General features: G+C 70.8%; 13 protein-coding genes. 10 read left to right on the top strand and 3 right to left on the bottom strand.

Annotated elements, in window-relative coordinates:
• The first annotated feature begins 83 nt into the window (after positions 1–83).
• Positions 84–788 (top strand): S1 family peptidase, encoded by a 705-nt coding sequence (locus ACTWP6_RS07035; protein ID WP_443187217.1) that lies wholly within the window; start codon positions 84–86, stop codon positions 786–788.
• Positions 789–795: 7 nt separating this feature from the next.
• Here ACTWP6_RS07035 and acs read toward each other — a convergent pair whose 3' ends face one another.
• Entirely contained in the window at positions 796–2,757 is a 1,962-nt protein-coding gene (gene acs, locus ACTWP6_RS07030; RefSeq protein WP_443187216.1) for an acetate--CoA ligase, read from the bottom strand.
• A 146-nt stretch (positions 2,758–2,903) separates the two neighbouring features.
• Here acs and ACTWP6_RS07025 point away from each other — a divergent pair, with 146 nt between their 5' ends.
• Positions 2,904–3,650 (top strand): oxidoreductase, encoded by a 747-nt coding sequence (locus tag ACTWP6_RS07025; RefSeq protein WP_260755628.1) that lies wholly within the window; start codon positions 2,904–2,906, stop codon positions 3,648–3,650.
• A 448-nt stretch (positions 3,651–4,098) separates the two neighbouring features.
• On the opposite strand, the gene ACTWP6_RS07020 is transcribed toward ACTWP6_RS07025, so the two are convergent.
• Positions 4,099–4,956 carry an HAD-IB family hydrolase gene (locus tag ACTWP6_RS07020; RefSeq protein WP_443187215.1) on the bottom strand — a complete coding sequence of 286 codons (858 nt, stop codon included), beginning with the start codon at positions 4,954–4,956 and terminating at the stop codon, positions 4,099–4,101.
• A gap of 456 nt (positions 4,957–5,412) precedes the next feature.
• On the opposite strand from ACTWP6_RS07020, the gene ssd reads away from it, so the two are divergent.
• From ssd to ACTWP6_RS06980, 8 genes are read left to right on the top strand one after another with little or no spacing between them, the layout of a single operon-like run.
• Positions 5,413–6,513, top strand: coding sequence for a septum site-determining protein Ssd (gene ssd, locus ACTWP6_RS07015; protein WP_443187214.1), 1,101 nt, complete (start codon positions 5,413–5,415; stop codon positions 6,511–6,513).
• Complete coding sequence (locus ACTWP6_RS07010) at positions 6,510–7,688, top strand: TadA family conjugal transfer-associated ATPase (protein WP_443187213.1); 1,179 nt, start codon at positions 6,510–6,512, stop codon at positions 7,686–7,688. The genes ssd and ACTWP6_RS07010 overlap by 4 nt, the downstream gene beginning before the upstream one ends.
• A complete protein-coding gene (locus ACTWP6_RS07005; protein ID WP_443187212.1) occupies positions 7,685–8,467 on the top strand; it encodes a type II secretion system F family protein in 783 nt (260 codons plus the stop codon). Before ACTWP6_RS07010 ends, ACTWP6_RS07005 begins: the two co-directional genes overlap by 4 nt.
• The gene (locus ACTWP6_RS07000; RefSeq protein ID WP_443187211.1) at positions 8,464–9,036 is read left to right on the top strand and encodes a type II secretion system F family protein; all 573 of its coding nucleotides are present in this window, start codon (positions 8,464–8,466) and stop codon (positions 9,034–9,036) included. Before ACTWP6_RS07005 ends, ACTWP6_RS07000 begins: the two co-directional genes overlap by 4 nt.
• A gap of 24 nt (positions 9,037–9,060) precedes the next feature.
• Positions 9,061–9,264, top strand: coding sequence for a DUF4244 domain-containing protein (locus tag ACTWP6_RS06995; protein WP_443187210.1), 204 nt, complete (start codon positions 9,061–9,063; stop codon positions 9,262–9,264).
• A gap of 14 nt (positions 9,265–9,278) precedes the next feature.
• Positions 9,279–9,593: a TadE family type IV pilus minor pilin gene (locus ACTWP6_RS06990; RefSeq protein ID WP_313901381.1), complete on the top strand. Its 315-nt coding sequence runs from the start codon at positions 9,279–9,281 to the stop codon at positions 9,591–9,593.
• Entirely contained in the window at positions 9,493–9,930 is a 438-nt protein-coding gene (locus ACTWP6_RS06985) for an Rv3654c family TadE-like protein (protein ID WP_396884655.1), read from the top strand. Before ACTWP6_RS06990 ends, ACTWP6_RS06985 begins: the two co-directional genes overlap by 101 nt.
• Positions 9,931–9,985: 55 nt before the next feature.
• Positions 9,986–11,215 carry a serine/threonine-protein kinase gene (locus ACTWP6_RS06980; protein WP_260755620.1) on the top strand — a complete coding sequence of 410 codons (1,230 nt, stop codon included), beginning with the start codon at positions 9,986–9,988 and terminating at the stop codon, positions 11,213–11,215.
• Between the two features lie 18 nt (positions 11,216–11,233).
• On the opposite strand, the gene ACTWP6_RS06975 is transcribed toward ACTWP6_RS06980, so the two are convergent.
• Positions 11,234–12,319, bottom strand: a complete 1,086-nt coding sequence (locus tag ACTWP6_RS06975; RefSeq protein WP_260755619.1) for a PAS domain-containing protein — start codon at positions 12,317–12,319, stop codon at positions 11,234–11,236.
• Between the last annotated feature and the right edge of the window lie 44 nt (positions 12,320–12,363).

The following is a 12,363-nucleotide window of genomic DNA, read 5'->3' as shown; positions in this document are numbered from 1 at the left end:
GTCCCACTAAACGATTCCGCCCGAGGATAGACTGCGCGAGTTCCTTGCTGGGCGGGTCGGGCACCTCGATAGGGGATTGACATTTGAACACGAGCGGGCGCTTTGTGCCGGTCCGCGCGGCGCTCCTGGCTCTGGTCGCCCTGCTGACCCTCGCCACCGTTCCCGCCCACGCCGCACCGCCGGTGGCCCTCGGTGGCGGCTCCGGGCTCGTCGTCGACGGCGAGACGCTGTGCACGCTGACCGCCATCGGCACCGACAGCCAGGGCAGCCTGATCGGGTTCACCTCGGCGCACTGCGGCGGCCCGGGCGCCGTCGTCGCCGCGGAGGCCGATCAGGACGCGGGCCCCGTCGGGACGATGGTCGCGGGCAACGACATCCTCGACTACGCCGTCATCAAGTTCGACCCGGCCAAGGTCACACCCGTCAACACGGTCAACGGCTTCCGCATCGACGGCCTGGCGCCAGATCCCCGCTTCGGCGACGTGGCCTGCAAACTCGGTCGCACCACCGGATATTCGTGCGGAGTCACCTGGGGCCCCGGAGAACAGCCGGGGACCATCGTCAACCAGGTGTGCGGGCAGCCGGGTGACTCCGGCGCACCCGTCACCGTCAACAACCGGCTCGTCGGCATGATCCACGGCGCGTTCTCCGAGGACCTGCCGACGTGCGTGATCAAGTTCATCCCGCTGCACACCCCGGCGGTGACCATGTCGTTCAACACGCAGCTGGCCGACATCACCGCCAAGGGCCGGCCCGGCAGCGGTTTCGTACCCGTCGGGGCGGGTTAGCCCCGGCCTACTTGCTCGCCCGGATCGCCTCGAACACGCTCGGATCCACCAGCGTCGAGGTGTCGCCGAGCTCGCGGCCCTCGGCGACGTCACGCAGCAGGCGCCGCATGATCTTGCCGCTGCGGGTCTTGGGCAGCTCCGGCACGACGTGGATCTCGCGCGGTTTCGCTATCGGGGAGATCTCCCGGGCCACCTCGGCGCGCAGCTCGTCGATCATGTCCTCCTGCCCGCCGTGCGCGCTGGACTTGAGGATGACGAACGCGCAGATGGCCTGGCCGGTGTGCTCGTCGGTGGCGCCGACGACCGCCGCCTCGGCCACTCCCGAGTGCCCGACGAGCGCGGATTCCACCTCGGCGGTGGAGATCCGGTGCCCGGAGATGTTCATGACGTCGTCGATGCGGCCCAGCACCCAGATCTCGCCGTCGCTGCCGTACCGGGCGCCGTCGCCGGCGAAGTACCAGCCCTGCTCGGCGAAGCGAGACCAGTAGGTCTCCTTGAACCGCTCCTCATCGCCCCAGATGCCGCGCAGCATCGCCGGCCACGGCTTGTCGAGCACCAGGTAGCCGGTGACGTGCTCGCCGAAGTCAGCGGACGGCTCGAGCTCGTTGCCGTCATCGTCGACGATCTTGGCCGAGATGCCGGGCAGCGCGCGCATCGCCGATCCCGGCTTGCACGCCGTCACGCCGGGCAGCGGCGAGATCATGATCGCGCCGGTCTCGGTCTGCCACCAGGTGTCCACGACCGGGGTCTTGTCCCCGCCGAACGCCATCCGGTACCAGCGCCACGCCTCCGGGTTGATCGGCTCGCCGACTGACCCGAGCAGACGCAGACTCGACAGGTCGTGCTCGGCGGGCAGCTGACGGCCCCACTTCATGAACGTGCGGACCAGCGTCGGAGCGGTGTAATAGATGGTGACGCCGTACTTTTCGATGACCTGGTAGTGGCGATGCTCATCGGGCGAGGCCGGGGTGCCCTCGTAGACCACCTGAGTGGCGCCGTTGGCCAGCGGGCCGTACACGATGTAGGTGTGCCCGGTGACCCAGCCGATGTCGGCGGTGCACCAGTACACGTCGCTCTCGGGTTTGAGATCGAACACGTTGAAGTGCGTGTAGGCGGCCTGGGTGAGGTAGCCCCCCGAGGTGTGCATGATGCCCTTGGGCTTGCCGGTGGTGCCCGAGGTGTACAGCAGGAACAGCGGTTGTTCGGAGTCGAAAGCCTCAGGCGTGTGCTCGGTCGAAGCCTTCGGGACGAGCTCGTCCCACCACAGGTCGCGGCCCTCGGTCCACGGGGTGTCGATGCCGGTGCGGCGGACCACCACGACGTGCTCGACCGGGCTGTCGTCACCGAGCCCGTCGATGGCCTCGTCGACCCCGGTCTTGAGCGTGACCGCCGACCCTCGCCGGAACTGCCCGTCGGTGGTGACGACGAGCTTGGCCTGAGCATCATCGATGCGGGCCTTGAGCGCGCTGGCGGAGAAGCCCGCGAACACGACGCTGTGCATCGCGCCCAGACGCGCGCACGCCAGCATGGCGATGATCGCCTCAGGCACCATCGGCATGTAGATGGCGACGCGGTCGCCGGCCCGCAGGCCGAGTTCGGCGAACGCGTTCGCGGCCTGGCACACCTCGTCCTTGAGCTGTGCGTAGGTGATGTCGCGGGCGTCGCCGACCGGCTCGCCCTCCCAATGGATCGCGACGCGGTCGCCGTTGCCGGCCTCGACGTGGCGGTCGACGCAGTTGTAGGCGACGTTGAGCTTGCCGCCGACGAACCACTTCGCGAACGGCGCGTCCGACCAGTCCAGCACCTCGGTGAACGGGGTCTCCCAACTCAGCCGGTCGGCCTGCTTCGCCCAGAACGCCAAGCGGTCGGCCTCGGCCTCCTCGTAGAGCGCCTCGGTGGCGTTGGCGTTCGCGGCGAACTCAGGAGCCGGGGGGTAGGACGCAATCGCGTCCACATGCGTCTCGGTCATGTGTGTGAGGGTAGTCACCCAACGTTGCAAAGAGGTTGGCAACTCACTTCTGCGGCTGTGGGCGGCGCTTTCGCCGCGACGAGCGTCACGGCGCACGCGGTCACTGGTCGACTACCGTGTCCACGCGTGACCCCTGGTGCCCTTCGATGAGCCCGACCGCCGGCGATCCGTTGGCGCCGCTGACGACGTTACCCGGGGTCGCGCAGGCCGGCGACGAGGCCCGGGAAGCGCTGGGCAGGGCTCACCGGCACCGTACGAACTTGCGCGGCTGGCCCAAGAACGCCGCCGAGGCGTCCCTGCGGGCCGCGCGCGCGTCGTCCGTGCTCGACGGCGGGCCACTGCAGTTCGCGCCGGACGGAGACCGCGACCCGGTGCTCGCCGGAGCGCTGCGGGTCGCCGAGGCGCTCGAAGGCGGTGAGGGGGCACTGGTCGGAGTGTGGCGGCGCGCCCCGCTGCAGGCCATCGCCAGACTGCACGCGTTGGCCGCGGCCGACCTGGTCGGCGACGACGCGCTGGGCCGGCCGCGGGAAGGGGTGGGGCGCCGGCTGGAGCTGCTCGCCGACCTCGCCACCGGCGGAACCCGGGTGCCTGCGACCGTGCTGGCCGCGGTCGCGCACGGGGAACTGCTGACGCTGGAACCGTTCGGCACCGCCGACGGTGTGGTCGCCCGGGCGGTCTCGCGGCTCATCACGATCGCCACCGGTCTGGACCCGCACGGGCTCGGTGTGCCCGAGGTGCACTGGATGCGGCGATCCGGTGACTACCGCGCTGCGGCACGGGGATTCGCCTCCGGAACGCCGGACGGTCTGGCGGCATGGCTGGTGCTCAGCAGCGAGGCGCTGCACGCGGGCGCGCGCGAAGCGCTCTCGATCGCGCAGGCCGCGACGTCCTGACCCCGCCGTCCGCACCCTCCAGCAACACGAAGCGGGCGGTGCTCCGATCGGTCTTGCGACCGAGTCGGCTCACCGCCCGCTAGCACGGGTCACCGGTTACCAAGCGTGCAATATCGGGTTGCGTGGGTGGCCTCGGCGTAATTGCGCTCCGCTACGGCTGCAGCCCAACCCAAAGGGCTGCAATGGCCGTCAGATCTTCGCAATCACGCAGGCCCGCAACGCCTTCACCTCTCCCGCGGTGCGTGCGCCGCGTGGGTTCCGGGACCCGTGCTAGGAGCCGAGATCGGGAGATCGAGCCTTCTCTTCCGGCTCGGCCTTGGCCTCACCCGGCTGCCTTGCGTTCCTTTGTACTCCGTGACCACGGTCACATCAAGTGCCAATCAGGGTGCGAACCCGGATCGTTACTCTCCCGGTCCAGCAACCGGTGTGTCGGTGCAGGTGGCTTGCCTCAGAACGCGAATCGGCGCAACAGCGAGTACGTCAGGGCGCCCGCAGCCAGTGCGCTCACCCCTACCGCGGCGGTGGTCGCGACGGCCGCCCCGGACGGCGCGGGGATCCGGTCGCGCAGCGACACCGGTTTGGAGAACGTGCGCACCGGCCACCCACGGGCGGCCGCTTCTTTGCGCAGCGCCCGGTCGGGGTTCACCACGGTCGGATGCCCGACCAGTTCGAGCATCGGCAGATCGGTGATCGAATCCGAGTAGGCGTAGCAATGCTCGAGCGCGTAACCCTCTCGGTCGGCGAGGGCGCGAATGGCCTCGACCTTGCCCTCGCCGTAACAGTAGAAGGCGATGTCGCCGGTGTACTTGCCCTCGTCGACCACCATCCGCGTGGCCATCGCGTGGGTGGCGCCCAGCGCACGGGCGATGGGTGCCACGATCTCCTCGCCGGACGCGGAAACCACCACCACGTCGCGGCCGCACAGCTTGTGGTCGGCAATCAGCTCGGCGGCCTCAGCGAACACCAACGGGGTGACGATCTCGTGCAGCGTCTCGCCGACGATGGCTTTCACCTGCTCGACATCCCACCCCGCGCACATGTTGGTGATGTAGGAGCGCATCCGGTCCATCTGGTCGTGGTCGGCCCCTGACATAAGGAATAGGAATTGCGCATACGACGACTTCAGCACGGTGCGCCGATTGATTAGCCCTTGGCTGAAGAACGGTTTGCTGAAAGCCAAAGTGCTCGATTTCGCAATGACGGTTTTGTCGAGATCGAAGAAGGCCGCTGTGCGAACGGGGGTCTCCGACGGAGCCGGCGCTGTCGGTGCCTGGCTACCCTCGGTCGCCGGCTCGGGTGACGTCACATGGTCAGCATAGGCGTGGGCTGTGTGACAGATCGCGGCAGATCGTACAAATTGGCAGATCACGACACCTGTCTGCGACTGCATCTTTCCTGGTCTCTGGCCGGGTTGTTGCCATTTCGATACTTGCGCCGGCCCTGTCCGGCGTGTGTATAGTTGTCATTACTCGGCTTATGCCGGGTGTGCATCAGCCCGACCCCCCGGGGCTGATACACGACGACCTCCGCCTCCTCCCCCCCTGGCGGGGGTCGTCCCTTTTGTGGGGGCTATTGGCAAAGTCGTGGCGGCTTTCGCAAAGCGGATAGAAAATGTCCCGAAAACGACGTTGCGGAATGCTGTTTTCGCTGCGCACGGACGTGCTGTGCGCCGGTTATTCACAGTCTCGCGTCGATCCACAGATCGTAGCCAGGACCCTCCAGGGCCCTGGCCTGCGGTGCGGAACCGGTCGAGGCTGGGGTCATGTCCGCCTCCGACGCCATCCTGGTTCTGGTCGACGACCCGCTGCTGGGCACCGACGTCGACCGGATCGTCGCCGCCGCAGGCATGCAGGTCGTGCGCGCGGCGGATCCGTCCAGTCATCGGGTGTGGTCCGGGGCGGCGGCGGTGCTGCTCGACGCCGCGGCCGCCCGCCGGTGTGCCGCGCGTAATCTGCCCCGACGTCCCAGAGTGCTTCTGATCAGCGGCGCAGCAGCGCCCGAGCGCAGTGACTGGGAGGCTGCGGTGGCTGTCGGTGTGCAACGCGTTGTGACGTTGCCCGCAGATGATCGCGCGCTGATGGCCGTGCTGGCCGACGCCGCCGACGCCGCACGGCACACCGGCGCGCGCGGACCGGTGGTGGCCGTGCTGGCCGGCCGCGGTGGGGGAGGCGCGTCGGTATTCGCGACCGCGCTGGCGAAGATCGGCGCGAAATCCCTTTTGATCGACGGGGATCCGTGGGGCGGTGGGCTCGATCTGGTCCTGGGCAGTGAGACCGAACCCGGTTTGCGGTGGCCCGATCTTTCGCCGGCAGGTGGGCGGATCGCCTTCTCCGCCCTCCGCGATGCGCTCCCGTCGCGGCACGGCGTGAGCATCCTCTCTGCCAGTCGGGTGTTGTCTGGTGACGCTGTCAGCAACGACATCGATGCCGCGCCGCTGGAAGCCGTGGTCGAGGCCGGCAGCCGCGCCGGTCTGACCGTCGTCTGCGACGTGGCGCGGCGGCCCGGCCCGGCGAGCGACACGGCCGTGTCGGCGGCGGATCTGGTGGTGTTGGTCACGCCTGCCGATGTCCGTTCGTGCGCCGCGGCCGCTGTGACCGCGATGTGGGCGACGGCCATCAACCCCAATGCCGGCGTCGTCGTGCGCGGGCCGTCCCCGGGCGGCCTGCGCCCGCTGGATGTCGCGCGCATCGTCGGTCTGCCCGTGCTCGCGGCGATGCGACCGCAGCCCGGTGTCGAAAGTTCGCTCGAGCGTGGCGGGTTGCGTGTGCGGACCCGCTCACCACTGGCCCGCGCGGCCCGCGAGGTGTTAGCCGTACTCGGCCAGAATCCGCAACTCGGGCCGGCCGCCGAGGCCGCCGCATGAGCGCCCCGCTGATCGACCGGGTGCGGGAGCGGCTGGCCGCGCAGTCTTCCCCGCTTCGGCCCAGCGTGGTCGCCGCCGCGATCCGCGCGGAGTCCGGCGGTGTCCTCGGCGACGCCGAAGTGCTGACCAACCTCCGCCAACTTCAGACCGAACTGCTCGGCGCGGGCATCCTCGATCCGCTGCTGTCGGCACCCGGCGTCACGGATGTGCTCGTCACCGCACCCGACGCGGTGTGGGTCGACGATGGCACCGGCTTACGACGGACCGATCTGCGGTTCGCCGACGACGCGGCGGTGCGCCGGCTCGCGCAGCGGCTGGCGCTGGCGGCCGGCCGCCGACTCGACGAAGCCCAACCGTGGGTGGACGGGAATCTGAGCGGACTGGGCGCCGCACAGCCGGGGGCCGCGCTCAACGTCCGGCTGCACGCGGTCTTGCCGCCGGTCGCCGTCGGCGGCACCTGCCTGTCACTGCGCGTGCTGCGGCCGGCCAATCAAAACCTCGACGCCCTGGCCGCCGCGGGCGCGGTCGGCCCAGAGGCGGCCGAGCTGCTGCGCGGCGTGATCGGCGCGCGGCTGGCGTTCGTGATCTCCGGCGGTACGGGTGCCGGCAAGACCACCTTGCTCGCGGCGCTGCTCGCCGCGGTACCGGGCCGGGAGCGCATCGTGTGCGTCGAGGACGCCGCCGAGCTCGCGCCCGCGCACCCCCATCTGGTCAAACTGGTGGCGCGGTGCGCGAACGTCGAGGGCGCCGGTGAGGTCACCGTGCGTGACCTCGTCCGGCAGGCGTTGCGGATGCGACCCGACCGCATCGTCGTCGGCGAGGTACGTGGAGCCGAAGTGGTGGACCTGCTGACGGCCCTGAACACCGGCCATGACGGCGGCGCCGGGACCGTACACGCGAACAATCCCGCCGAGGTGCCGGCCCGGTTCGAGGCTCTGGCGGCCCTCGGCGGTCTGGACCGCGCCGCGCTGCACAGCCAGCTCGCCGCGGCTATCCGGGTGGTGCTGCACGTGGCGCGTGATCGCACCGGGCGCCGGCGCCTGGCCGAGGTGGGGGTGCTGCGGCGCCGAGACGACGGGATCGTCGAGGTCCTCACCGGCTGGCACGCCGACACGGGTTTCGGTCCGGCCGCCGACACGCTGCATGACCTCGTGCAGGACGCGAGCAGGACATGACCGTCGCCGCGCTGACCCTGGCTGCGGCGGTGCTGTTGGTGCCGGTCCGCTCGCGCCGGCGCGCTGTGCTGTTCCCGGCGCCGCAGACCCGCCGGCTGCGTATCCCGGCGCCGGTATGCGCGTTGGGGGTGTGCGTCGCCGTGGCGGTGTCGTCGACGCCCGCCGCCGCGGTGTCCCTCGGCCTGCTGGCCGCGACACTGCTGGCGCGCAACCGGGCCGTCGCACGGCGGCGGGATCGCGCGGCGGAAGCGGCGGCGCTGCAGGCCGCCCTCGACGTGCTCCTCGGCGAGCTGCGGGTCGGTGCCCACCCGGTCGCGGCGATGCGCGCCGCGGCGCAGGAGTCCACCGGCCGGACGGCGACGTCGCTCGGCGCGGTCGCGGCCCGAGCCCTGCTCGGGGCGGACGTCGCCGAAGGTCTGCGCGCCGAGGGCCGCCGGTCCCTGCTGCCGGGGTACTGGGAACGGCTCGGGGTGTGTTGGCGTCTTGCGCAGGCGCAGGGATTGGCGGTGGCCAGCCTGATTCAGGCCGCGCAGTGCGATGTCGTCGAGCGTGAACGCTTCCGCGGCCGTGTCGAAGCCGGTCTGGCCGGTGCGCGCGCCACCGCGGCGATCCTGGCCGGGCTGCCGGTGCTCGGCGTGTTGCTCGGGCATGCGGTCGGCGCAGATCCGCTGAGCTTCCTGTTGTCCGGCGCGGGCGGATGGCTGCTGGTGATCGGGACGACGTTCGTCTGCGCCGGACTGCTGTGGTCCGACCGCATCATGGCCGGCGTCATGACATGACCTGGCCCGCACTGTTTCTGGCGCTCGCTGTACTGACGTTGCCCGCCGCCTCGGAGGCCAGGGTCCGCCGGGGCCGGCAACCCGCGCGGCCCGTGCGCGGACGGCCGGGGCCCGATGACGTCCTCGCCGTCGCAGCCACGCTGGACGTGCTTGCGGCGTGCCTGCGTTCCGGCATGGCGGTGTCGGCCGCGGCGTCCGCGGTGGCCGAGTCCGCACCGCGGGGATTGGCTGCGCTGTTGCGGCGGGCGGCCGATCTGACGGCGCTGGGCGCCGACCCTGCGCACGCGTGGTCGAGTCCCGACGCGGCCCCCGGCCACGCCCTGAATGCGGTGCTGCGGATGGCCCGTCGCTCCGCCACGTCGGGCGCCGCGCTGGCCCGCGGCGTCGAGGATCTGGCCGTCCAGCTGCGGGCCGAAGCCGCGGACGCGGCCGGTGCGAAGGCCGAACGCGCCTCGGTGCTGATGGCGGGGCCGCTCGGGCTGTGTTATCTGCCGGCGTTCCTGTGCCTGGGCATCGTGCCGGTCGTCGCCGGCTTGGCCGGAGACGTCCTGCAGTCGGGAGTGCTGTGAACACCAGAGAAAAAGGGGAAAAGCATGTGGAAAGACCGTATCCGCGACATTCGCACCAGGATGCTCGTGCTGGCTGTCGCCGACGACGGCATGTCCACCGTCGAGTACGCCATCGGCACCATCGCCGCGGCGGCGTTCGGCGCGATCCTGTACACCGTGGTCACCGGGGATTCGATCGTGTCCGCGCTGACCAACATCATCAGCCGGGCGCTGAACACCAACATCTGAGCGGTGAATCCGGAATCGCCACCGCCGAAGCCGCTTTCGCGATCGCCGCGCTGGTGGCCGTGCTCGTCGTCTGCGTCGCGGGGCTCACCGCGGTGTCGCTACAGGTGCGCTGCATCGATGCCGCCCGTGAGGCGGCCCGGCTGGCGGCGCGCGGGGATCACGCGTCGGCCACCCGCGCGGCGCGGCAGATCGCGCCGCCCGAGGCGGTCGTCGCGGTGCGCCGCGACGGTGATTTCGTCGTCGCCCGGGTCACCGCGGGATCGGCGGTACTGCCCGGCATCGTCATCGCGGCCGAAGGGATGTCGGTGGCCGAGCCCGGCCAGCGATGAGGACGGCGCCGCCACCGTCACCGCGGCGCTGATGGTGCTGGTCCTGCTGACCCTCACCTGGGGCGGGCTGGCGATCGGGTCGGCGGTGACGGCCCGCCATCGAGCGCAAGCCGCCGCCGACCTTGCCGCGCTCAGCGCCGCATCTCGGACCGCGGCGGGGCAGGCCGCGGCATGCGGGGTCGCCGAGCACGTGGCCCGGTCCTTGGGCGCGACGCTGACCGGCTGCGCGTTCGACGACCTTGACGTCGTGGTTCGTACCGGCGTCCCGGTGCGCACCGGCGGATTCGTCCTGGGTCCGGCGTCGGCGATGGCCCGTGCCGGTCCCGTCGCCGGCTGATCGGGGAGCTGACGCGGTGGGTTTACCTCCCCGCGGGTACGGATACGCTGCCGGCATGACTGGCAGCGAGACGCTTGCCGGCCGTTATGAATTACGGGGCCTGCTCGGGTGCGGCGGCATGGCCGAGGTTCGCGACGGCTGGGACACGCGGCTGAACCGTCCGGTGGCGGTCAAACTGCTGCTGCCGAACCTCAACGCCGACCCGGGAGCCCGGCTCAGATTTCAGGACGAGGCCCGCTCCGCGGCGGCGCTGTCGCATCCCAACATCGTGGCGGTCCACGACTTCGGCGAGCACGACGGTCGTCCGTTCATCGTGATGGAACGGCTGCCGGGCCGCACACTGGCCGATCTCATCGCCGAGGTCCCGCTGCCGGCAGCGCAGGTGCGGGCCATGCTCGACGACGTGCTCGCCGCGCTCGACGCCGCGCACACCGGCGGGGTGCTGCACCGCGACATCAAGCCGGGCAACATCCTGCTGTCGGCCACCGGCGACCGCATGCAGGTCGCCGACTTCGGCATCGCCAAGAGCGGCGGAACCGCGCACACCATGACCGGGCAGATCATCGGCACGCTGTGCTACATGAGTCCTGAACGCGTCGCCGGCGCGCCGGCTTCGGTCGCCGACGACCTCTACGCGGTCGGCGTCATGGGCTACGAGGCGGTACTGGGCCGCCGCGCCTTCCCGCACGACAATCCCGTGGCGCTGGCCCGGGCGATCATGGACGCGCCGCCACCGCCGCTGGCCGGGCTGCGCACCGGCGCCGATCCGGTCCTCGCCGCGGTCATCGACCGCGCGATGAGCCGTGACCCCCGGTTGCGTTTCGGAAGCGCCGCCCAGATGCGCGCCGCACTCGCCGGTGATGCCGCGGCGATGAGCGCCGGCGCGGCACCGATCGGGGTGCCGCCACGTCCGGCGACCAAGGTGCTCGCCGAACCGTTGCCGCCGTCGGCTTACCACCGGGCCGCGCCGCCGCAACGGCCTGCGTCCCTGAGACGCAGATACGCTCTGATCGCCGCGGCTGCGGCGGCCTTCCTGGTCGCGGCGCTCGCCGTGGCGATGAACCCGTTCTCGTCGTCGACGCCGGTCCAACCCGTCAGCACCAGTACGCCGGCTCCGCCCCCGACACAGCCCCCGTCCCCGCCGCCCGCGCCCACGGCCTCACTGGTGACGCAGCAGCCGCCGCCGCCCGCGCCCGACGTCAAGGGCCCAGACAAGAAAGGCAACAACGGCCACGGGAAGGGAAACGGAAAAGGTAACGGCGCCAACAAGGGTCGCGACGACTGACGCCGACCGGCCGCTCGACTACATGCGGCCGGCTTTGTCCTTGCGCGAGAGCGCCTTGGTTCGGCGTCCGGTGCTCTCGACCGCACCCTCAAGTCCCGCGGCGGCGAGTTCGGCCGCCGTCGGCAGCCGCAGTGACGCCAAGCCGGCATAGGCGTTCTTGCCCAGCTTGACCCGGTTCACCGTGACGTGCACCGGCGTCCAGCCCCCGTCGGGGCCCACCATGCGCAGCACGCCGCTGGCGACGCCGGTCGCGAAGTCGGCGGCCATCGCGACCATCGTGGTAGCCCGGTCGTGCGGATGGACGGTCGCCTCACTGGACATGTGCGCGCGCCAGTTGAGGAACGGGACCGGATCGTCGAGCCACTTCAGCAAGGTCCAGTGCCGCGGATCCACCAGCGCCCTGTACACGCCGGGCTGTCGCATCCCGTCGACGATGCGCTGGGCCAACAGGTCGTGTTGGATGCTCGGGCCTTCGCGTACGCTGCGCCAATTCATGGCGCGGCAGATCAACCGCTCTCTGCCGTCGTCGGCCACCTCAGGAAGTGAGCGGGCCACGAACCCGACCGTGATGGGCTGACCCCGGTAGTCGGTGACCTCCCAGGTGTTGCACAACGTCACCCCCGGCTCAGGTCTGATCACCATGGTGAGCACCTCGGCCTCGTTCGGATTGAGGTCGCGGCGGGGCAGGTCGTCGGCGAAGGCACGACCGTGTGTGGCCTGTTTGTTCGGATCCCAGCCGCCCACCTCGAGCGACTCGCGGGTGTCGGTGGCGGTCCCACTGGTGAGATCCCACAGCAGCGGCCCCACCAGTGGACGTTCCGGTGGGGTGTCGTCGGGTGCGCCGGCCCACACCTGAACACCGTGGATCCGGCCGTCGGACATCTGGACCACCTCGGTGCGGATGACCCGGTCGTTCTTGGGGGTGATGCTGCTCAGGCCCGCCCCCGCGCGGACTGTCTCACCGATGGCGGTCTGGATGGCCATCAGGTACGGGTTGCGGCGCAGGTAGTTGCCGATCGGGACGAGGTCCTTGGTGTACGCGCCATGCGCGACGACGGCGGGCTCGGTGCCGAGTGTTTCCACGAGCAGCCAGTCGTGGGTCATGCCGGTGATCCTACCGAGGCCGCAGGCGCCCGACGGCGGGGAAG

The sequence above is a fragment of the Mycobacterium sp. 4D054 genome, assembly GCF_052245755.1.
Classification (GTDB): domain Bacteria; phylum Actinomycetota; class Actinomycetes; order Mycobacteriales; family Mycobacteriaceae; genus Mycobacterium.
Note: the sequence above shows the minus strand (reverse complement) of the source record. Positions and strands in the feature narration are given on the sequence as shown.

What these genes read in the sequence shown, in the direction of transcription:
- ACTWP6_RS06995 (WP_443187210.1), top strand. Translation starts at nt 9,061, where the DNA reads ATGTGGAAAGACCGTATCCGCGACATTCGCACCAGGATGCTCGTGCTG.
- ACTWP6_RS07010 (WP_443187213.1), top strand. Translation starts at nt 6,510, where the DNA reads ATGAGCGCCCCGCTGATCGACCGGGTGCGGGAGCGGCTGGCCGCGCAG.
- ACTWP6_RS06975 (WP_260755619.1), bottom strand. Translation starts at nt 12,319, where the DNA reads ATGACCCACGACTGGCTGCTCGTGGAAACACTCGGCACCGAGCCCGCC.
- acs (WP_443187216.1), bottom strand. Translation starts at nt 2,757, where the DNA reads ATGACCGAGACGCATGTGGACGCGATTGCGTCCTACCCCCCGGCTCCT.
- ACTWP6_RS07000 (WP_443187211.1), top strand. Translation starts at nt 8,464, where the DNA reads ATGACCTGGCCCGCACTGTTTCTGGCGCTCGCTGTACTGACGTTGCCC.
- ACTWP6_RS07005 (WP_443187212.1), top strand. Translation starts at nt 7,685, where the DNA reads ATGACCGTCGCCGCGCTGACCCTGGCTGCGGCGGTGCTGTTGGTGCCG.
- ACTWP6_RS06980 (WP_260755620.1), top strand. Translation starts at nt 9,986, where the DNA reads ATGACTGGCAGCGAGACGCTTGCCGGCCGTTATGAATTACGGGGCCTG.
- ACTWP6_RS07025 (WP_260755628.1), top strand. Translation starts at nt 2,904, where the DNA reads ATGAGCCCGACCGCCGGCGATCCGTTGGCGCCGCTGACGACGTTACCC.
- ssd (WP_443187214.1), top strand. Translation starts at nt 5,413, where the DNA reads ATGTCCGCCTCCGACGCCATCCTGGTTCTGGTCGACGACCCGCTGCTG.